At 74.6% G+C, this 18466-nt stretch carries 19 protein-coding genes; 9 read left to right on the top strand and 10 right to left on the bottom strand.

Going from position 1 to position 18466, the window contains the following annotated elements:
- Positions 1-30: 30 nt before the first annotated feature.
- The 3 genes from ACH4SE_RS07440 (at position 31) to ACH4SE_RS07430 (ending at position 2933) form a co-directional block, all read left to right on the top strand.
- Positions 31-546, top strand: coding sequence for a DinB family protein (locus ACH4SE_RS07440; RefSeq protein ID WP_398542350.1), 516 nt, complete (start codon positions 31-33; stop codon positions 544-546).
- A 146-nt stretch (positions 547-692) separates the two neighbouring features.
- Complete coding sequence (locus ACH4SE_RS07435) at positions 693-2402, top strand: MFS transporter (protein WP_398542349.1); 1710 nt, start codon at positions 693-695, stop codon at positions 2400-2402.
- Between the two features lie 30 nt (positions 2403-2432).
- Entirely contained in the window at positions 2433-2933 is a 501-nt protein-coding gene (locus ACH4SE_RS07430; RefSeq protein WP_398542348.1) for a MarR family transcriptional regulator, read from the top strand.
- 27 nt (positions 2934-2960) lie between these two features.
- On the opposite strand, the gene ACH4SE_RS07425 is transcribed toward ACH4SE_RS07430, so the two are convergent.
- On the bottom strand, positions 2961-4478 hold the full coding sequence (locus tag ACH4SE_RS07425) for an MFS transporter (RefSeq protein WP_398542347.1): 1518 nt from the start codon (positions 4476-4478) through the stop codon (positions 2961-2963).
- Between the two features lie 140 nt (positions 4479-4618).
- Between ACH4SE_RS07425 and pgm the strand changes: the two genes are divergently transcribed.
- The gene (pgm, locus tag ACH4SE_RS07420; protein WP_398542346.1) at positions 4619-6259 is read left to right on the top strand and encodes a phosphoglucomutase (alpha-D-glucose-1,6-bisphosphate-dependent); all 1641 of its coding nucleotides are present in this window, start codon (positions 4619-4621) and stop codon (positions 6257-6259) included.
- Between the two features lie 47 nt (positions 6260-6306).
- Here pgm and ACH4SE_RS07415 read toward each other — a convergent pair whose 3' ends face one another.
- The 5 genes from ACH4SE_RS07415 to ACH4SE_RS07395 form a co-directional block, all read right to left on the bottom strand.
- A complete protein-coding gene (locus ACH4SE_RS07415) occupies positions 6307-8073 on the bottom strand; it encodes an ABC transporter ATP-binding protein (RefSeq protein ID WP_398542345.1) in 1767 nt (588 codons plus the stop codon).
- Positions 8074-8238: 165 nt separating this feature from the next.
- Complete coding sequence (locus ACH4SE_RS07410; protein WP_398542344.1) at positions 8239-9324, bottom strand: S-(hydroxymethyl)mycothiol dehydrogenase; 1086 nt, start codon at positions 9322-9324, stop codon at positions 8239-8241.
- 148 nt (positions 9325-9472) lie between these two features.
- Positions 9473-9889 (bottom strand): chaplin, encoded by a 417-nt coding sequence (locus tag ACH4SE_RS07405; RefSeq protein WP_398542343.1) that lies wholly within the window; start codon positions 9887-9889, stop codon positions 9473-9475.
- A 144-nt stretch (positions 9890-10033) separates the two neighbouring features.
- Positions 10034-10255, bottom strand: a complete 222-nt coding sequence (locus ACH4SE_RS07400; protein WP_398542342.1) for a DUF5133 domain-containing protein — start codon at positions 10253-10255, stop codon at positions 10034-10036.
- A 257-nt stretch (positions 10256-10512) separates the two neighbouring features.
- Positions 10513-10695, bottom strand: coding sequence for a hypothetical protein (locus ACH4SE_RS07395; protein WP_398542341.1), 183 nt, complete (start codon positions 10693-10695; stop codon positions 10513-10515).
- Positions 10696-11120: 425 nt separating this feature from the next.
- On the opposite strand from ACH4SE_RS07395, the gene ACH4SE_RS07390 reads away from it, so the two are divergent.
- Complete coding sequence (locus ACH4SE_RS07390; RefSeq protein ID WP_398542675.1) at positions 11121-12347, top strand: MFS transporter; 1227 nt, start codon at positions 11121-11123, stop codon at positions 12345-12347.
- A 51-nt stretch (positions 12348-12398) separates the two neighbouring features.
- On the opposite strand, the gene ACH4SE_RS07385 is transcribed toward ACH4SE_RS07390, so the two are convergent.
- A complete protein-coding gene (locus ACH4SE_RS07385; protein ID WP_398542340.1) occupies positions 12399-13043 on the bottom strand; it encodes a hypothetical protein in 645 nt (214 codons plus the stop codon).
- Positions 13040-13450 (bottom strand): YchJ family protein, encoded by a 411-nt coding sequence (locus ACH4SE_RS07380; protein ID WP_398542339.1) that lies wholly within the window; start codon positions 13448-13450, stop codon positions 13040-13042. Before ACH4SE_RS07380 ends, ACH4SE_RS07385 begins: the two co-directional genes overlap by 4 nt.
- A 115-nt stretch (positions 13451-13565) precedes the next feature.
- Between ACH4SE_RS07380 and ACH4SE_RS07375 the strand changes: the two genes are divergently transcribed.
- Entirely contained in the window at positions 13566-13949 is a 384-nt protein-coding gene (locus tag ACH4SE_RS07375) for a hypothetical protein (protein ID WP_398542338.1), read from the top strand.
- Positions 13950-14096: 147 nt separating this feature from the next.
- On the opposite strand, the gene ACH4SE_RS07370 is transcribed toward ACH4SE_RS07375, so the two are convergent.
- Positions 14097-15638 (bottom strand): ATP-dependent DNA ligase, encoded by a 1542-nt coding sequence (locus tag ACH4SE_RS07370; protein WP_398542337.1) that lies wholly within the window; start codon positions 15636-15638, stop codon positions 14097-14099.
- A 136-nt stretch (positions 15639-15774) separates the two neighbouring features.
- Between ACH4SE_RS07370 and ACH4SE_RS07365 the strand changes: the two genes are divergently transcribed.
- From ACH4SE_RS07365 to ACH4SE_RS07355, 3 genes are all read left to right on the top strand, one after another.
- Positions 15775-16398 (top strand): alpha-ketoglutarate-dependent dioxygenase AlkB family protein, encoded by a 624-nt coding sequence (locus ACH4SE_RS07365; protein ID WP_398542336.1) that lies wholly within the window; start codon positions 15775-15777, stop codon positions 16396-16398.
- 307 nt (positions 16399-16705) lie between these two features.
- Entirely contained in the window at positions 16706-17194 is a 489-nt protein-coding gene (locus ACH4SE_RS07360; RefSeq protein ID WP_398542335.1) for a DUF5709 domain-containing protein, read from the top strand.
- A gap of 111 nt (positions 17195-17305) precedes the next feature.
- Positions 17306-17869, top strand: coding sequence for a hypothetical protein (locus ACH4SE_RS07355; protein WP_398542334.1), 564 nt, complete (start codon positions 17306-17308; stop codon positions 17867-17869).
- A gap of 62 nt (positions 17870-17931) precedes the next feature.
- Here ACH4SE_RS07355 and ACH4SE_RS07350 read toward each other — a convergent pair whose 3' ends face one another.
- Positions 17932-18354: a hypothetical protein gene (locus ACH4SE_RS07350; protein ID WP_398542333.1), complete on the bottom strand. Its 423-nt coding sequence runs from the start codon at positions 18352-18354 to the stop codon at positions 17932-17934.
- Positions 18355-18466 lie beyond the last annotated feature (112 nt).

Here is an 18466-nt window from a genome sequence, read left to right as displayed (position 1 = left end):
CGGCACCGCCCCGCTGCCGCGAGGAGCCCCATGAACACCGCAGAACTCCTGGCCGACGCCTTCGGCCGGATCAAGGACACCGTGCACCAGGCCGTCGACGGCCTGACCGCCGACGAACTGGCCCACCGCGTCGACCCCGAGGCCAACACCGTCGGCTGGCTGGTCTGGCACCTCACCCGGGTCCAGGACGACCACGTCGCGGAGGTCGCCGGACGTCCGCAGGCGTGGACGGAGGACGGCTGGGACAAGAAGTTCGGCCTGCCCTTCGGCACCGCCGACATCGGCTACGGCCACAGCCCCGACGACGTCGCCGCGGTCCGCCCGGCCTCCGCCGGACTGCTCACCGGCTACTACGACGCCGTCCACGAGCGGAGCCTGGCCTACGTCGGCGGGCTCTCGGACGCCGATCTCGACCGGATCGTGGACCGCCGCTGGAATCCTCCGGTGACGCTGGGCGTGCGGCTCGTCAGCGTCGTCAACGACGACCTCCAGCACGCCGGCCAGGCCGCCTTCCTGCACGGCCACCTGCTGCGCCGGCGCGGCTGAGGCGCGCGGCCGCGGGCGGGGCGCACTCCAGGACGCGGCAGGGCGCCCTCCTGACCGGATGCGGCCGTTCCCTTCCCGATGGTAGAGTTACTTAACCTAAGTTAAGTAGTTGAACCCACTGACCCGGGCGGGGTGTGAAGGGCCTGATGGCGACTCAAGACGCGACCAAGCGAATACCGCGGACCCCGCGGATCGCTTCCGACCATCCGCGCTACAAGTGGGTGGCGCTGTCCAACACCACCCTCGGCATGCTGATCGCCACGATCAACTCCTCGATCGTGCTGATCTCGCTGCCCGCGATCTTCAACGGCATCAGGCTCGACCCGCTCCAGCCCGGGAACGTCAGCTACCTGCTGTGGATGCTGATGGGCTACATGCTCGTCACCGCCGTCCTGGTGGTCACCCTCGGCCGGCTCGGCGACATCCTCGGCCGGGTCAAGATCTACAACGCCGGCTTCCTGATCTTCACCGTCACCTCGATCATCCTGTCCGTCGACCCGATGCACGGCGGCGGCGGCGCCCTGTGGCTGATCGGGTGGCGGGTGGCCCAGGCGGTCGGCGGCTCCATGCTGATGGCCAACTCGGCCGCGATCATCACCGACGCCTTCCCGGCCCGGCAGCGCGGCATGGCGCTGGGCGTCAACATGGTCGCCGGCATCGCCGGCTCCTTCATCGGCCTGGTCCTCGGCGGCCTGCTCGCCGAGTGGAACTGGCGCTCCATCTTCTGGGTGAACGTGCCCATCGGCCTCATCGGCACCGTGTGGGCCTACCGCTCGCTGCACGAGACCGGCGTGCGCCGCCCGGCCAGGATGGACTGGTGGGGCAACATCACCTTCGCCGTCGGCCTCACCGCGCTGCTGGCCGGGATCACCTACGGCATCCAGCCCTACGGCGGCCACACCATGGGCTGGACCAACCCGTGGGTGCTCGCCGGGCTGATCGGCGGCGCGGCGACGCTCGTGGCCTTCTGCGTCGTCGAGAACCGGGTCGCCGAGCCGATGTTCCCGATGAAGCTCTTCCGCAACGCGGCCTTCGCGGGCGGCAACGCGGCCACCCTGCTCGGCTCCGTCGCGCGCGGCGGCCTGCAGTTCATGCTCATCATCTGGCTCCAGGGCATCTGGCTGCCGCTGCACGGCTACAACTACGACGACACCCCGCTGTGGGCCGGCATCTACCTGCTGCCGCTCACCATCGGCTTCCTCGCCGCCGGGCCCGTCGCGGGCGCGCTGTCCGACCGCTACGGCGCCCGGCTCTTCGCCGCCGCCGGCTTCGTCGTGATGGCCGGCTCCTTCGCCGGACTGCTGCTGATCCCGACCGACTTCAGCTACTGGCTCTTCGCGCTCGTGGTCTTCCTCAACGGCCTGGGCGGCGGCCTGTTCGCCGCGCCCAACACGTCCATCATCATGGCCAGCGTGCCCGCGGAGTCCAGAGGCGCGGCCTCCGGGATGCGGGCCACCTTCCAGAACGCCGGCATGGTGCTCTCCATCGGCGTGTTCTTCTCGCTGATGGTCGCGGGGCTCGCCCGCTCGCTGCCGCACACCCTCAGCACCGGCCTGACGGCACAGGGCGTGCCCGCCGCCAACGCGCACGACGTGGCCAACCTGCCCCCGGTGGGAACGCTCTTCGCGGCCTTCCTCGGCTACAACCCGATCCAGCAGCTGCTCGGGCCCGACCTGCTCGGCAAGCTGCCCGCCGGCAACGCGCACACCCTCACCGGGCGGGAGTTCTTCCCGCACCTCATCTCCGGGCCCTTCCACGACGGACTCGTCGTGGTGTTCGCCCTCGCGATCGTGATGTCCTTGGTCGCGGCGGGCGCGTCGCTCATCCGCAGCCGGCGCCCCGCCCAGGACAGCTGACCGCGGTACGACCCAGGAGGCGCCCCCGCCATGACCGACAACGACGGGCGCGGGGCGCCCTCCTCCGCAGCCGTCGCCCGGCTGCGGCTGATCATCGCCAGGCTCTACCGGCAGCTCGCCCAGGCCTCCGGCGACGACCTCAACCTCACCTACGCCCAGCTGTCCGCGCTGGCCAGGACCCAGGAGCACGGCCCGCTGCGGATCGGCGAGCTGGCCGCGCACGAGCAGGTCGCCGCGCCCTCGCTGACGCGTACGGTCGCGCCGCTGGTCGCTGCCGGCCTCGTCGCCCGGCAGCCCGACCCCTCGGACGGGCGCTCCTGGCTGGTGAGCATCACGCCCGAGGGCGCGCAGCTGCTCAGCCGGATCCGCCGCACCCGCTCGGAGCTGCTGGCCCGCCGGATGGCCGGGCTGGACGCCGGGCAGCTGGACGCGCTGCTCGCCGCGCTGCCCGCGCTGGAGCAGCTGCTCACCGACCCGCAGCCGGACCCGCCGTCCGCGCAGGACCCGGCGGGGCAGCAGACACGGGCCTGAGGCGGCGCGGGGCCCGCCCCGCAGCCGTCAGCCCGCCGCCTTGCGCGCCGGGCCGCCCGGCTCCAGCGGCGGGGCGGGAACGCCGCAGTTCGCGCGGCATTCCGGCCGGGCGGCGGGCCGCGCGCCCGGCTCCCCGCCCAGCGCCTGCCGTGGCACCAGCACGAAGGCCAGCAGCGCGGACAGCCCGCACAGCCCGGCGCAGATCAGCATGGCTCTGCCGAAGGCCGCGTCCACCCGGTGCGGCGAGCGGTAGGCCTGGTCCGACAGCCCCACCGCGAGCGGCAGCGCCGCCACGACCAGCAGCTGCGCCACCCGCGCGGCCGCGTTGTTGACGCCGCTGGCGATCCCGGCGTGGTCGACGTCCACGGACGCCAGCACCGTCGCCGTCAGCGGCGCCACGAACATGCTCATCCCCAGTCCCTGCACCACCACCGCGGGCAGCACGTCCAGCAGGTACGACGACGAGCCCGGCCCCAGCCGGACGAGCAGCAGCAGCCCGGCCGCGGTCACCAGCGGCCCCACCGTGAGCGGCAGCCGCGGCCCGATGCGCTGGGCGAGCCCGCCCGCCGGGGCCGACAGCAGCAGCATCAGCGCCGTGACCGGCAGCGTCGCCAGGCCCGCGTGCAGCGCGCTGTAGCCGGCGGCGATCTGCAGCTGCACGGGCAGGATGAAGAAGACGCCGCCGATCGCCGCGTACAGGCACAGCGTCACCACGTTCATCGAGGTGAACAGCCGCGACGAGAAGACGGACAGCGGCAGCATCGGGTTCCGCACGCGGCGCTCGGTGCGCAGGAAGGCCGCGCCGCAGGCCACGCCGCCGAGCGCGGGCACCACCACGGCCGTCCACGAGGGGTGGCCGGACGCGGCGATCAGCGCGTACGTGACACCGGCCAGGCACAGCGCGGCGAGCGCCGCGCCCCGCACGTCGAAGCTGCCCGAGGCGCCGCGGTCCCGGCTCTCCGGCACGTGGCGCACCGCGATCACCACCACGACCGCGGCGATCGGCAGGTTGACCAGGAAGATCCACCGCCAGCCCGGCCCGTCCACGAGCCAGCCGCCGAGGAAGGGCCCGACCGCCCCCGCCACACCGCCCAGGCCCGACCACGCCCCGACCGCCTTCGCCCGGTCGTCCTCCCGGAAGGTCGACTGCACCAGGGCCAGCGACCCCGGCGTCAGCAGCGCCCCGCCCACCCCCTGCAGCGCGCGGGCGCCGATCAGCACCCCGTCGTTCGGTGCGATCCCGCACAGCGCCGAGGCCAGCGCGAACCACACCACGCCGGTGACGAAGACCCGGCGGCGCCCGTAGCGGTCGCCGAGGCTGCCGCCGAGGAGGATCAGCCCGGCGAGGGTGAGCATGTAGCCGTTGACCGTCCACTGCAGCGCCGACAGCGGGGCGTCCAGGTCCTCCCCGATCCGCGGCAGCGCGATGTTGACGATCGTGCCGTCCAGCAGCGCCATCCCCGAGCCCAGTACCGAGCAGGCCAGCACCCACCGCCCGGCCGCCGACGCCAGGGGGACGCCGGCCCCGCTCGAATCCTGGTCCATGACGTCACATTAGGCCCCGGCGCGTCATATGGCCGGGTAGCAACGGGCGGTGGCGGGGCAGGGATGACAATGGTCGGCGAGCCCGCCGCACACTGCGAGCCGGACCCGACCGACGCGACCGAGCAGCCGAGGAGACGTGAATGGCGCACCAGCGTGCCGGTAAGCCCGCCCGTAGCGAGGACCTGGTGGACGTGTCCCGCCTGGTCACGGCCTACTACACGCTGCGGCCCGACCCCGCCGAGCCGGCGCAGCGGGTGGTGTTCGGGACGTCGGGGCACCGCGGCTCGTCGCTCGCGACCGCCTTCAACGAGGACCACATCGCCGCCACCAGCCAGGCCATCTGCGACTACCGCGGCCGGCAGGGCACCGACGGCCCGCTCTTCCTCGGCGTGGACACCCACGCCCTGTCCGAGCCCGCCCGGGTGACGGCCCTGGAGGTCTTCGCCGCCAACGGGGTGACGGTGCTGCTCGACGAGAACGACGGCTACACCCCCACCCCCGCCGTCTCGCACGCCATCCTCACGTACAACAGCGGCCGCACCTCGGGCCTCGCGGACGGCGTCGTCGTCACCCCGTCGCACAACCCGCCCTCGGACGGCGGCTTCAAGTACAACCCGCCGAACGGCGGCCCCGCCGCCTCCGACGCCACCTCCTGGATCCAGGACCGGGCCAACCAGCTCATCGCCGACGGCCTCAGGGGCGTCCGGAGGATCGGCTACACGCGGGCGCTCGCCGCCGACACCACCGGCCGCTACGACTTCCTCGGCCGCTACGTCGACGACCTCCCCTCCGTCCTCGACCTCGTCGCGGTGCGCCGGGCCGGTGTCACCATCGGCGCCGACCCGCTGGGCGGCGCCTCGGTCGACTACTGGGGCCGCATCGCCGAATGGCACGGCCTGGACCTGACGGTCGTCAACCCCACCACCGACCCGACCTGGCGCTTCATGACGCTGGACTGGGACGGCAAGATCCGCATGGACTGCTCCTCGCCCTACGCGATGGCCTCGCTCATCGACCGCAAGGACGACTACTCCGTCGCCACCGGCAACGACGCCGACGCCGACCGGCACGGCATCGTCACACCGGACGGCGGCCTGATGAACCCCAACCACTACCTGGCCGTGGCGATCTCCTACCTGTCCGCCCACCGCGAGCAGTGGGGACCGGAACTGGCCGTCGGCAAGACCCTGGTGTCGTCCTCGATGATCGACAAGGTCGTCGCCGACCTCGGCCGGCCCCTCACCGAGGTGCCGGTCGGCTTCAAGTGGTTCGTGGACGGGCTCTACGGCGGCACGCTCGCCTTCGGCGGCGAGGAGTCGGCGGGCGCGTCCTTCCTGCGCCGCGACGGCTCGGTGTGGACGACCGACAAGGACGGCATCCTGCTGGCGCTGCTCGCCGCCGAGATCACCGCCGTGACCGGCCGGACCCCCTCCGAGCACTACACCGCGCTCACCGAGCGCTTCGGCACCCCCGCCTACGCCCGGATCGACGCGCCCGCCGGCAGCGAGCAGAAGGCGGCGCTCGGCAAGCTGTCGCCCGGCCAGGTCCCGGCCAGGGAGCTGGCCGGCGAGCCGGTCACCGCGGTCGTCAACGAGGCGCCCGGCAACGGGGCGCCGCTCGGCGGCATCAAGGTCTGCACCGACAACGCCTGGTTCGCCGCCCGGCCGTCCGGCACCGAGGACGTCTACAAGATCTACGCCGAGTCCTTCCTCGGCGCCGACCACCTCGCCGAGGTGCAGCAGGAGGCGAAGTCCCTCGTCGACTCGGTGCTCGGGGGCTGACGCGGTGCGCGGGGCGGGGGCGCGGACCGCGCCCCCGCCCCGCGCGCTCAGGCGAGCTGCGCGGCCTGGAGCCCCGCGTACGCGCCGCCGCTGCGCAGCAGTTCGGCGTGCGAGCCGACCTCCACGACGCGGCCCTCGTCCATCACCACGATCCGGTCGGCGCCCCGGATCGTCGACAGCCGGTGGGCCACCACGAAGACCGTGCGGCCGCGGACCAGCCGGGTCAGCGCCTGCTGCACCAGTGCCTCCGAGCGCGAGTCCAGCGCGGAGGTCGCCTCGTCCAGCACCAGCACGCGCGGGTCCCGGATGAGCGCGCGGGCGATCGCCAGGCGCTGCTTCTGGCCGCCGGACAGCCGCGCGCCGCGCTCGCCGACGACGGTGTCCAGGCCCTGCGGCAGCCGGTCGATGAACTCGAGCGCGTTGGCGTCCCGCAGCGCCGCCCGCACCCGCTCGTCCGGCACCCCTTCCATGCCGTAGGTGACGTTCTCCCGGATGCTGCCCTCGAACAGGATCGACTCCTGCGGCACCACCGACAGCCAGTTGCGGTAGTCGCGCAGGTCGAGTGTCTCCATGTCGACACCGTCCAGCAGGATGCTGCCCTCGGTCGGGCGCAGGAAGCCGATCACCAGGTTGAGCACCGTCGACTTGCCCGCGCCCGACCCGCCGACCAGCGCGATCGTCTCGCCGGGCCGCACGTCCAGGTCGAAGCCGGTCACCGACGGGCGGTCCGCCTCGGGGTAGGTGTGGCCCACACCGCGGAACTCGAACCGGCCCGTCACGCCCTCGACGGACGCCTTGCCGTCGTTCTGCTCCAGGTCCGGCGCCTGGAGCACCTCGCCGATCGAGCGCACCGACTCCAGTCCCTTGCCGATCTGCGGCGTGAGCGTCAGCAGCGTGGTGACCGAGCCGGTCAGGCTGGAGAAGTACGCGCTGAGCATCACCACGGTCCCCGGCGTGACGCTCAGCCAGCCGTAGTACGCCACCAGCGCCGAGCCCGACAGGCAGGCCACGCCGATCGCGTTGAGCAGGATCCAGGCGATCGAGCCGAACCAGCCGTTGAGCCGGTCCAGCCGCAGCCCCGCGTGCAGCACCTCGCCGAGGGTGCGGTCCACGCGGTGCAGCGCGGTGTTCTCCAGTCCGTGCGCGCGGGTGATCGGGATCAGCGCCGTCATCTCGTTGACCCGTGAGGACAGCTGCTCGACCTGCTGCCGGAAGGACTCGTTGCGGTGCCGCAGCCGGCGCCGCAGCCTGACCACGAGCACCGCCGAGGCCGGCACCACCACCAGGTACACCGGCAGGAAGGCGGGCGCCTGCACGCCGATGACCACCAGGCCGCCGCTCAGCGTGGCCAGGGCCGCCAGCCCGTTGTCCGCGGTCTGCTGCGCCGCGGTCTCGATCGTCTCGACGTCCCGGATCACCTTCGCCTGGAGCACCCCGGCGCTCACCCGTGAGTGGTAGCCGATCGAGAGCTGCTGCATGCGGTGGCACAGCGCGCTGCGCAGCCGGGTGCCGGTGCGGCGTATGGAGCCCTGCATGCAGCGCACGTACGTCAGGTGCAGCGGCAGGTTGAGTACGAGGATCACCAGCAGGACCGCGGAGTTCCACCACAGGATGTGGACCGGCCGGTGCTGGACGACGACGTCCACGACGTTCGCGGTGATCAGCGGCAGCAGCCACACCGGGGTGTGCTTGCCGAAGAAGGCGGCGACGGCCAGGGCGACCCGCCGCCGGTCGGGATGGAAGAGGTAGAGGAGGGTTCGTACGGGGTGCTCGCCACGGTAGCGGTGGCTGAGCGTGCCTTGCGGCAACGCCATTGCAGGCTCCTCGAATCACGTCTTCGCGGTGGTGCGTGCGGACGCGCCGAACAGCACCTCGCCGTCGAGGTGCTGCCCGTTTCCGATCGCGCGCGCCACCACCCTAGGGCGTGTCCGGCCTGCGGCGCCCGGGCGTTTCCGGCCCGTACGCTGCGGCCGCGTGCCTCACATGACGACGACCGACCGCAGCACGTCCCCGGCCTGCATCCGGGCGAAGGCGTCCTCGACCTCGTCCAGCGCGACGGTCTCGCTCACGAACGCGCCCAGGTCCAGGCGCCCCTGCAGATGCAGGTCGACGAGCATCGGGAAGTCCCGCGAGGGCAGGCAGTCGCCGTACCAGGAGGACTTGAGCGCCCCGCCGCGGCCGAAGACGTCCAGCAGCGGCAGTTCGAGCCGCATCTCCGGCGTGGGCACCCCGACCAGCACCACCGTGCCGGCCAGGTCCCGGGCGTAGAAGGCCTGCTCGTACGTCTCCGGGCGGCCCACGGCCTCGATCACCACGTCCGCGCCGAAACCGCCGGTCAGCTCGCGGATCGCCGCCACCGGGTCCCCGGCGCGCGCGTTGACGGTGTGGGTGGCGCCGAGCGCGGACGCGGTCGCGAGCTTGCGGTCGTCGACGTCCACCGCGATGATCCGGGCGGCCCCGGCCAGCCGCGCCCCGGCGACCGCCGCGTTGCCGACACCGCCGCAGCCGATCACCGCGACGGAGTCCCCGCGCCCGACGGCCCCGGTGTTGAGCGCGGCCCCGATCCCGGCCATCACCCCGCAGCCGAGCAGCCCCGCGACCGACGGCGACACCGACGGGTCGACCTTGGTGCACTGGCCCGCCGCGACGAGCGTCTTCTCGGCGAAGGCGCCGATGCCCAGCGCGGGCGAGAGCTCCGTGCCGTCGGCCAGCGTCATCTTCTGCCGCGCGTTGTGGGTGTCGAAGCAGTACCAGGGCCGGCCGCGCAGGCACGCCCGGCAGCGGCCGCACACCGCGCGCCAGTTCAGCACCACGAAGTCGCCCGGCCGCACCTCGGTGACGCCCGGGCCGGTCTCCTCGACGATCCCGGCGGCCTCGTGCCCGAGCAGGTACGGGAAGTCGTCCCCGATCCCGCCCTCCTTGTAGTGCAGGTCGGTGTGGCACACCCCGCACGCCTGGACCCGCACCACCGCCTCGCCGGGCCCCGGATCGGGCACCGTCACCGTCTCGACGCGCACCCGCTCGCCCCTGCCCGGCGCGATCACCCCGCGGACCTCCTGTGCCATGCCTGCCGCCCTCCTGCGCCGTCCTCCGGCGCTCGTCACGCTGCCGTCGCGCTGCCGTTCCGGTGCCGACGATAGGCGCCCGCGGCCCGCCGGGGCAGTACGCGGCGGCGGCCGACCGGGTGGTCCGCGGGTGGCCGGCCGCCGCGGGTCAGCGGCCGGCGGCGGGCCTCGTCCGCCGGTAGAGGACCGTGCCGCCGAGCAGCAGCAGCGCGCCGCCCGCCGCCGTCGCGCCCGCGCCGCCCGCGCCGGTGTGCGCCAGCTCGACCGGCGCCGGGGTGTGCTCGGCGGGCGGCGCCGGGACGGGGGTGTGGACGGGCGGGGCGGCCGTGGTGTTCGCGCAGTCGTTGCCGAACGCCGGGTCGAGCAGGGCGGCCGCATCCACCGTGTTCCCGCACACGTTCGCCGGCACGTGGACCGGCACCTGCACCGAATTGCCCGACAGGATGCCCGGCGAGCCCGTGGCGTCACCCGAGGCGGCGGAATCCGCCTGCGCGTACCCCGCGGAGGCCAGCACACCGCCGGCGACCACCGCGCAGACAAGGCCCTTCCGGGCGAGTCCGTTCATTCGTTTCCTGCCTTCCGGACACCGTCACGGGCCGTGCGCCCGCTACCCGTGACAACGCCCCAGAGGGCCGAACGGGTCATGGTGCCGGGGGATTTCATCCCAACGTGTGTCCTTCTGCGCCGTCAGCCGTGCCGCCGTGCGGGCTCAGGCCGCCGCGCCGTCCGCGGCACCCTGTGCCGCCATGATGTGCGCGCGCGCCGCCGACAGTGCGTCGTCGACGTTCCGGGTACCGGTCGACACGCACAACGTGTAGGCGGTGTCGCGCAGTTGCCCGGCGATGCGCGGGTCCGTGCCGTCTGCGGCCGAGGCGAGCAGCTCGTAGCGTTCCACCAGGTCCTGCAGCACGGTCGGGTGAGCCATCAGCATCGCGTACTCCTCGAAGATCGGTGAAGTCGACCCGCGTATGCCCGCTCCCCGCGGGTGCATGCACGCTGCACGGGGAATGTCACGCACGTCTCATCGCCACGCGGGCCCGGACGCGCGGGCCGTGCGTGCGCGCCGCTGCCGCGGGACGGGCGGGGACCTGGGTGGACGTCCCCGGCCCGGCCCGCGGGCCTGGCGCCGTTCGCCGGTCGGGCGGGAGGGGTACGGGAGGCGCGAAGTGCGGAAAGGGGATGAGTCGACTAGTCGATACTGCGCAGGATGTGCGTCTCGGTGAGGTCGTCCTCGTACCCGGCGAGCCGGATCGGAGCACAGCGGGACCACGTCTTCAGCGGTCCCTCCTCGTCGAGCCGGACGATGCGCCGCTCGCTGCCGAAGCCGCGTTCGGTCGCCGGTTCCTCCTGTGTGAGCTGATCTCCAGACACCGCGTTCTCCTTAGCGTCGCGTCGACCGGGTTCGCCCTGGCGCGGTTCACTCCCAGCGTCGGGCGCCCGGTGGGATATCTGACTTCGGGCGGTACGGACGCGGTGGCGCCTGTTGCTGTAGCCGGAAGGTGGGCCGAGGTGGCGACTCGTTCCGGGACGGGCACAAGGGGTCGGTTACATCCCCTCCGGGCCTGTTCGTCCCGCACAGCGTATTCCGGCCACCACGATGGTCACCAGCCGGTTTTTCCCCAGATTCGCATTCCGGCCACCCCCGGTTCGGCTGCCGCCGAGCGCCCCGGCCGCGGCAGCGCCGGGCTGCGTTGCTACCGTTTGCCGTGCTCAAGAGTAAGAAGGACAGCCGGAACCGGACTGCGCCATCCGGGGCAGGGACCCCTCCGGACGCCCCCGCGGGCGGCCGCCGCCAGCTGCTCGCGGACATCGGGCCGCTGCGCGACAGCCCCGACTTCCGGCGGCTGTGGTTCGGCAACGCGGTGTCCTACACGGGCCAGCAGATGACGGCCATGGCCGTCGCCCTCCAGGTCTACGCGATCACCGGCTCCAGCTTCTACGTCGGCCTCGTCGGCCTCTGCTCGCTCGGGCCCCTGATCGTCTTCGGCCTCTACGGCGGGGCCGTCGCGGACGTCGTCGACCGGCGCCGGCTCGGCCTCGTCACCGCGGCCGGCTCCACCGTGCTGTCCGTCGCGCTCGCCGTCACGGCCATCGCCCACCTGCGGGTCGTGGGCCTGCTCTACGCGATCGTGGCCCTCCAGGCCGTGTGCTTCGCCATGAACTCCCCGGCCCGCTCCTCCATGATCCCCCGGCTGCTGCGGCCCGAGCAGCTGCCCGCCGCCAACGCCCTCGCCTCGCTGTCCGGCGGCGTCGGGCAGATGGCCGGGCCCATGCTCGGCGGTGTCTTCGTCGGCCTGTGGGGCTACCAGGCCGCCTACCTCATCGACGCCGCCGCCTTCACCGCCTCCCTGTACGCGATGTGGCGGCTGCCGGCGATGCTCCCCGGCGAGGGCGAAGGTGCCGCGCGCCGCCGCCCCTCCGTCGCCGAGGGCCTGCGCTACCTCGCCGCCCGGCCGAACCTGCGGACCACGTTCGTCACCGACCTCGCCGCCATGGTGCTGGCCCAGCCCCGGGTCCTCTTCCCCGCCGTCGCCGGACTCTGGTACGGCGGCGACACCCGCACCGTCGGCCTGCTCGCGGCCGCGCCCGCCGTCGGGGCCCTGCTCGGCAGCGTCTTCTCCGGCTGGCTCGGCCGTGTCCGCCGCCAGGGCTTCGCGGTGCTGCTCGCCGTGGCCTCGTGGGGCGCCGCCGTCGCCGTCTTCGGCCTCACCCGCAACCTGCTGCTGGGGCTGCTCTTCCTCGCCCTCGCCGGATGCGCCGACACCGTGAGCATGGTCTTCCGCAACACCATGCTCCAGTCCGCCGCGCCCGACGACATGCGCGGCCGCCTCCAGGGCGTCTTCCTCGTCGTCGTGGTCGGCGGCCCCCGCCTCGGCGACTTCCTCGCCGGCTCCGCCGCCGACCTGTTCACCCCCACCGCCGCCGTCGTCGGCGGCGGCCTCGCCTGCATCGCCGCGATCACGTGCGTGGGCCTCTTCCAGCGCGGATTCCTCTCCTACGACGCGGGGCGCCCCACGGGGTGAGGCGACGGCCGCCCCGGGCCGCCGCCCCGGGCCGCCGCCCCGGGGCGGCCGTCAGCGGGGGAGGAGTTCGGCGGCCAGGGCCTCCACCGCGGAGGCGAGCCGCTGCTGCGCGGGATCGGCGGCGACGGACGCGGCGACGAGCCGCGCCACATCCGTGCGCCACACGCCCGTGAGGGCGATGCGCACGCCGACCCGGCGCAGCCCCCGGTCGACCAGCCCGCGCGCCAGGTCCGGGCGGTCCCGGCACAGTGCCTTGACCGCCCCCACCGCGTTGGCGAGCGCGCTCGCCGCGGGCGACCACGGGTCGGCCACCTCGCCCCGCGGGACGGTGGCCGCCTCCGGCGCGTCCGCCAGGACGACGAGATCCAGCCGCCAGAAGAGCGGCAGCCCGCGGAAGGCGGCGAAGAACAGCCGCTGCCCCGGCTCCGCGGCGTGGTCGGGGTCGCAGCGCAGCGACAGCAGCGGCCCGACCCGGCCGAGCGTGCGCCGCGTCCCCTCCACGCACCGCGCGAAGTCCGCGGCGGGCACCCGCCAGGCGATGTCGATGTCGCTGTAGGCGTCCGCCGTTCCCGCCGCGAGCGAGCCGCCCAGCCGCGCGGTGGAGCCGGGGCACGCGGCGGGCAGCGCGGTCAGCAGCTCCTCGGCGAGCGCGGTGCGGACCGCGGGGTCGAGCCCGTTCCCCCGTGCCGCGGTCACCGGCCGGGCCGCCCGGCCTCGCCCACGTACACCCACAGCCCGTCCTCGCGGACGAAGCGGCTGTCCTCGTGCTGCACACCCTCACCGCCGCGGTGCCGGTAGCGGGCGCGGAACTCGACCGTGCCCTCGGTGTGGAAGGCGCTTCCCCCGGTGCTGCCGAGGATGTCGAGATCGGTCCACCGGACGTCGCGGCCGGGGTCCAGCTCGCGCGGCCGCGTCGTGGAGTGCCAGCTGCGCAGGAGGTAGCCGGTGTCGCGTACGGCGAAGGCGGCGTAACGCGACCGCATGAGCTGCTCGGCGGTGACGGCCTGGGCGCGGCCCTGGTGCAGGGCGCCGCAGCAGTCGGCGTAGGCGGCGGGCAGGCCGCAGGGGCAGGGGACCGGGAGGCGGGCGGCACGAGACGGCATGCTCCATTGTCGCGGACGTGCGCCCCGCCGTTCGGGTGACCCGGTGTTTCGTCCGCCTGCGAGCGGAAATGCGCTCAGCGGGGCAGCGGTACCCCATGCGACGGAAGGACACCCCGTGAGTACGGCACCCGAACAGTCCGCAGAGCCGACGGCCCAGGTCACCGTCATCATCGACGGCTGCACGAAGGAGGACGCCAAGACCGTCCTCGACGCGCTCCGCACCAGCTTCGCGGGTGACCGCGCGGCCGGCGACGAACCGGCGGAGGCCGCGGACGGATCCCCGATCGTCTGGTCGGCGACCTTCGACGTCTCCCGCACGCTCGCCCTGCCCGGCGGCCCGGCCCCGCTGACCTCCCCGGTCAAGCTCACCGCCCAGGGCGGCTACCACGCCGTCGACCGGCTCCGCGAAGCGCTGGCGGAGTCCTTCACCGTCAAGGTGACGGGCACGGCCTCCGGCGACCAGGAGGAGGAAGCGGCCTTCCGCCTGACCTCCCGCTGACGCCCCCTCCGGGCGCGAAGGGCCGCGCACGGGCGTCGCGCGCCCCGTCGGGCGCGCCCCGCTGCGGCTGCCGTGCGGCCGGCGCCGGGGAGCGCACCCGGCCGGGGCCGCCGCACGGTCCGCCCCGCCGGGCGGCGCCAGGCTGCCTCAGCCCCCGTGCGCGGCCCGGACGGCGGACACCGTGTCCGCCTCCTCCGCCCGCTTGTCCTCCCGGTAGCGGACGACCCGCGCGAACCGCAGCGTGAGCCCCGCCGGGTAGCGGGGGGACCGCTGCACCCCGTCGTAGGCGATCTCGACGACGAGTTCGGGGCGGACGGTCACCACGTGGCCGTCGTCGCGCACCGCGAGCTCCCGCAGGCGTTCCGTCTGCCACGCGAGCATCGCGTCGGTGAGGCCCTTGAAGGTCTTGCCGACCATGACGAAGGTGCCGTCCTCGGCCCGCGCCCCGAGGTGGAGGTTCGACAGCCGGCCGGTGCGCCGCCCGTGCCCCCACTCCGCGGCCAGGACCACGAGGTCGAGCGTGTGCACGGGCTTGACCTTGATCCACGAGGCCCCGCGGCGGCCGGCCGCGTAGGGCCCGTCCTCGGCCTTGACGACGACGCCCTCGTGGCCGCGGTCCAGCGTCGCCGCCAGGAAGTCCTCGGCGGTGCGCAGCGCCGCCGGGTCCGCGGGGTCGGCGACGAGCGCCCGCCGCACCCGTACCGCGGGCGGCACGATCGCCGCCAGCTCGGCGTGCCGCGCGGCGTAGGGGAGGTCGAGCAGGTCGCGGCCGCCGGCGGAGAGCACGTCGAAGAAGACGGCGGAGACGGGCAGGGCGCGCGCGGCCGCCGCGACGTCGACGCGCGAGCCGACCCGGCCGGCGGTCTCCTGGAAGGGCCGGGGCCGCCCGTCCTCGCCGAAGGCGAGCACCTCGCCGTCGAGGACGAAGCGTGTGCCGGTCAGCGCCCGCACGGTCGCGACGACCTCTGGCAGCCGGTCGGTGACGTCGTCCAGGGTGCGCGTGAAGAGCCGCACGTCGTCGCCGTCGCGGTGGGCCTGGACACGGATGCCGTCCAGCTTCTCCTCCACCGCGCACGGCCCGCCCGCCTTGCCGACCGCCTCGGCCACGGACCTGGCGGACGCGGCGAGCATCGGCAGCAGCGGGCGGCCGACGGTGAGCCGGAAGCGGGCGAGCGCGCCGGGGCCCTGGGCGAGCAGGGCCTGCGCGACGGGTTCGAGCGCGCCGGCCAGCATCACCGCCCGCCGGACGTCCGCGGGCGGCGCCCCGGTCGCCGCCGCCAGGCCCTCCGCCGCCGCGGCGTCCAGCGCGCCCTGCCGGACCTCGCCGGTGATCAGGGCGATCAGGTACTCCTGCTCCCCGGCGGTGGCGGCGCCCATCAGGTCCTGGAGCAGGGCGCGCCGCCCGGCCTGGGCGCCCTGCCCCGCCACGCCGGCGACCTCGGTGAGCGCCGCGTCCACCTCGGCGACGGTCAGCCGCGGCTCGGCGGCGGGCGCGGCCCGGTCACGCAGCGCCGCCCAGCCGACGCCGAGCCGCCCCTGCGGCAGCCGGCCGGCGAGATACGCGATGGCGACCGGTACGTCGCCCGCCTCCGCCTCCCGGAAGAAGGCCGCGAGCAGCTCGGTCTTGCGCGAGCGCGACGACGTGGCAGCGACGTCCCGGGAGAGCCGGGCGACTTCCGCGAAGAGCATGCCTCCATCCTGCGCCGGGCGCGGCGCGGACGCGCGGGTTCGGAGGGGCGGGCTCCCGCCCCTCTCCGGGCGGCCGGTGCGGGTTCACTCGAACGGGGAATCGAAAAGGTGTGCGATCCGGCGTTATGGTGGTGGCATGATCCATCAGCAGACATCACTCTTCGCCGCCGGCGCCCCGCTCCTGGGCGGTCTGGACGGGCTGCGCCGCACCCCGCTGGGCGACGGGGCGTGGATCGACGTCCTGCCGGGCTGGCTCAGCGGCGCCGACGACCTGTTCGCGGAGCTGGCCGCACGCGTGCCGTGGCGCGAGGAGCGCCGCACGATGTACGACAGCGTGGTGGCGGTGCCCCGGCTGCTCGCGCACTACGGCGCGGGCGCGCCGCTGCCCGATCCCGTGCTCGCCGACGCGCGCGAGCGCCTGAGCGGGCACTACGCCGCCGAGCTGGGGGAGCCCTTCGTCAGCGCGGGGCTGTGCTACTACCGGGACGGGCGGGACAGCGTGGCCTGGCACGGCGACCGCTTCGGGCGCGGCGCCACCCACGACACGATGGTCGCGATCCTCTCGCTGGGCGAGCCGCGGCCCCTGCTGCTGCGCCCGCGCGGCGGCGGGGCACCGGCCCGGAAGGTGCCGCTGGGCCACGGGGATCTGATCGTGATGGGCGGCAGCTGCCAGCGGACGTGGGACCACGCGATACCCAAGACGCGGGCGGCGGTGGGCGGCCGGATCAGCGTCCAGTTCCGCCCGCGCGGCGTGGCGTGACGCGGGCCGCCGGGGCCGCCCGCAGGCGCCGCGGGAGACGCCGCCGCATCATGGAGGTGGGCCGTCCGGGGGAATGGCACGGACGGCGCCCCGGCCGGTTTCCGCCCCGGCCGTACGGGCAGGCGAGCGGGTGGACGACCCGCCGAGCCGCCGCGGTGGCGCGGCGGCAGCGCGGGCCGACCCCTCCTGAGCAGGAAGGACGGTGGTCAATCGTGCAGCGTGCGCCCGACACGGCAGGTCCGGCCGCCGTTCCGCGGGCCGCGGCCCGCGGAGGTGCCAGGCCGGTGGAGGAGGCAGGTGCGGCGAGATGACCGAGCGGATCGACGGCACGATGGGCGACGACGTCTACCAGCCGCAGTCGGACGGCAGCGAGATCGTGGAGGACGCGGGCCCGCTGGAACCGGAGGACACCCTTGTCGTCGGCGGCCCGGACGACGTCCTCGACGAGGGGTACTCGCCCCCCGAAAAGCCCCGCGCCGTCGACGAGTACGGCACCACCGCGGCCGAGCAGGAGGCCGGGGAGAACCTGGACGAGCGGCTGTCCCGCGAGCGGCCCGACGTGAGGCCGCAGGACGGCGACGGCCTCGGGGACGACCCGGACTCCGACGGGGAGCTGATCGACGTGGAGGCGGGGGAGGCGCGTTCCGGGCGCATCGTCGCCCCGGACGAGGGGGTGCACGTGCGCAGGGACGGGATGGCCGGCGCCGACGTCGGCATCGACGGCGCCGCCGCGTCCGCGGAGGAGGCGGCCATGCACACGGTGTCGGACGCGGACTGGCCCGAGCCGGAGGAGTAGCCCCCGGGCGGCCGGTCGGTGCCGGGCGTCCCGGTGCGCGCCCCCGGGCCCGCGCGGCAGGGGCAGGGAGGAAGACCGGTCAGGACCGCAGTGAAGGCAAGGAGCAGTGCGATGAGCGGATTGATGAGGCCCGAGGACACCCCGGGCGTTCCCGAGCACGACCGCATCGCCGGACCGGCGAACATCCGCGGCCAGGCGGCCTACTTCGACGAGCGCGCGAAGGCCGACGTCGAGGCCGAGGTCGCGGCCAGGGACCACCACGAGGGGCTGTCCGCGCGCATCCAGGAGTCCGGCGACGCGCTCCACAGGATGGTGGACTACCTGCGCCACGACGACACCACCATGCCCACCCGGGCGGATCTGCGCCCGGTGGCCAACGCCCTGGCCCGGCACTTCCAGGCGACGGAGAAGACCGCCCGGCAGGCGCTGGACGAGCGGCACGCGGCGGCCGACGTGGTGCGGGAGGACCGTGAGGAGGGTGAGCGGCTCCAGGCGAATCTCGACGACCTGATCACGCGCGAGCAGCCGGAGGACACCTTCAACGTGTCGGCGTCAGGGGTGCTCGGTGAGATCGACCTGTACGTGGCGCACGAGCGGCGCGGCCTCATACCGGCGGTCGACCGGGAGCTGTCGCCCGCCCAGAGCGCCCGGCTGGCACGTGCCTTCGCCGCCTGACGCCCTGACGGGCCCCGGGCCGCCCGCGGCGCCGGCGGTTCGTGCGGGCCCGGGGCGTCCGGTCACAGGCCGATGAACTGGTAGTCGGTGGCGATCCGGCCGTCGGGGGCGAGCAGCAGGACCTGGAGCCCGCCGCCCTGCGGTTCGCCGCCGCCGAGCGGGGTGTAGACCCAGCTGAAGCGGACGACGTCGTGCAGCCGCTGCACGTCCCCGTGGAGGCGGAATTCCGCCTCTCCGGGCGCGACGAACTCCTCGTAGGCCGTGCGGACCCGGAATTCCAGGGCGTCGTGCCCGCGTGCTTCGAGGACCACGGTGCGCATGCCCACCTTCTGCGCCTCCTCCCGCATCGTCTGCGGCGGCTGGAGGACCTGCAGGGCGTCCTCGGCCCAGAGGCCTTCGACGGCCTTGCGCCGGGCGTCGGGGTCGGGCTCGTTCCAGACCGCGATGTAGCGGTCGGCGAAGGTGTCGAGCGTGGTGTCGGGCATGGGTGCCACCTCACGGGGGGGGGGGGGGGGGGGGGGGGGGGGGGGGGGCGGGGGGGCGGGGGGGGGGGCGCGGGCGGGGGGGGGGGGGCGGGCGGGGGGCGGGCGGGGCGGG

This window comes from Streptomyces sp. NPDC020983, from assembly GCF_044333485.1.
In the GTDB taxonomy this organism is placed as follows: domain Bacteria; phylum Actinomycetota; class Actinomycetes; order Streptomycetales; family Streptomycetaceae; genus Actinacidiphila.
This window is presented reverse-complemented; position numbering and strand designations above follow the sequence as displayed.

Excerpts from the sequence above, each read along its gene's own strand:
- ACH4SE_RS07440 (WP_398542350.1), top strand. The coding sequence starts at position 31 with ATGAACACCGCAGAACTCCTGGCCGACGCCTTCGGCCGGATCAAGGAC.
- ACH4SE_RS07435 (WP_398542349.1), top strand. The coding sequence starts at position 693 with ATGGCGACTCAAGACGCGACCAAGCGAATACCGCGGACCCCGCGGATC.
- ACH4SE_RS07430 (WP_398542348.1), top strand. The coding sequence starts at position 2,433 with ATGACCGACAACGACGGGCGCGGGGCGCCCTCCTCCGCAGCCGTCGCC.
- ACH4SE_RS07425 (WP_398542347.1), bottom strand. The coding sequence starts at position 4,478 with ATGGACCAGGATTCGAGCGGGGCCGGCGTCCCCCTGGCGTCGGCGGCC.
- pgm (WP_398542346.1), top strand. The coding sequence starts at position 4,619 with ATGGCGCACCAGCGTGCCGGTAAGCCCGCCCGTAGCGAGGACCTGGTG.
- ACH4SE_RS07415 (WP_398542345.1), bottom strand. The coding sequence starts at position 8,073 with ATGGCGTTGCCGCAAGGCACGCTCAGCCACCGCTACCGTGGCGAGCAC.
- ACH4SE_RS07410 (WP_398542344.1), bottom strand. The coding sequence starts at position 9,324 with ATGGCACAGGAGGTCCGCGGGGTGATCGCGCCGGGCAGGGGCGAGCGG.
- ACH4SE_RS07405 (WP_398542343.1), bottom strand. The coding sequence starts at position 9,889 with ATGAACGGACTCGCCCGGAAGGGCCTTGTCTGCGCGGTGGTCGCCGGC.
- ACH4SE_RS07400 (WP_398542342.1), bottom strand. The coding sequence starts at position 10,255 with ATGCTGATGGCTCACCCGACCGTGCTGCAGGACCTGGTGGAACGCTAC.
- ACH4SE_RS07380 (WP_398542339.1), bottom strand. The coding sequence starts at position 13,450 with ATGCCGTCTCGTGCCGCCCGCCTCCCGGTCCCCTGCCCCTGCGGCCTG.
- ACH4SE_RS07370 (WP_398542337.1), bottom strand. The coding sequence starts at position 15,638 with ATGCTCTTCGCGGAAGTCGCCCGGCTCTCCCGGGACGTCGCTGCCACG.
- ACH4SE_RS07365 (WP_398542336.1), top strand. The coding sequence starts at position 15,775 with ATGATCCATCAGCAGACATCACTCTTCGCCGCCGGCGCCCCGCTCCTG.
- ACH4SE_RS07360 (WP_398542335.1), top strand. The coding sequence starts at position 16,706 with ATGACCGAGCGGATCGACGGCACGATGGGCGACGACGTCTACCAGCCG.
- ACH4SE_RS07355 (WP_398542334.1), top strand. The coding sequence starts at position 17,306 with ATGAGCGGATTGATGAGGCCCGAGGACACCCCGGGCGTTCCCGAGCAC.
- ACH4SE_RS07350 (WP_398542333.1), bottom strand. The coding sequence starts at position 18,354 with ATGCCCGACACCACGCTCGACACCTTCGCCGACCGCTACATCGCGGTC.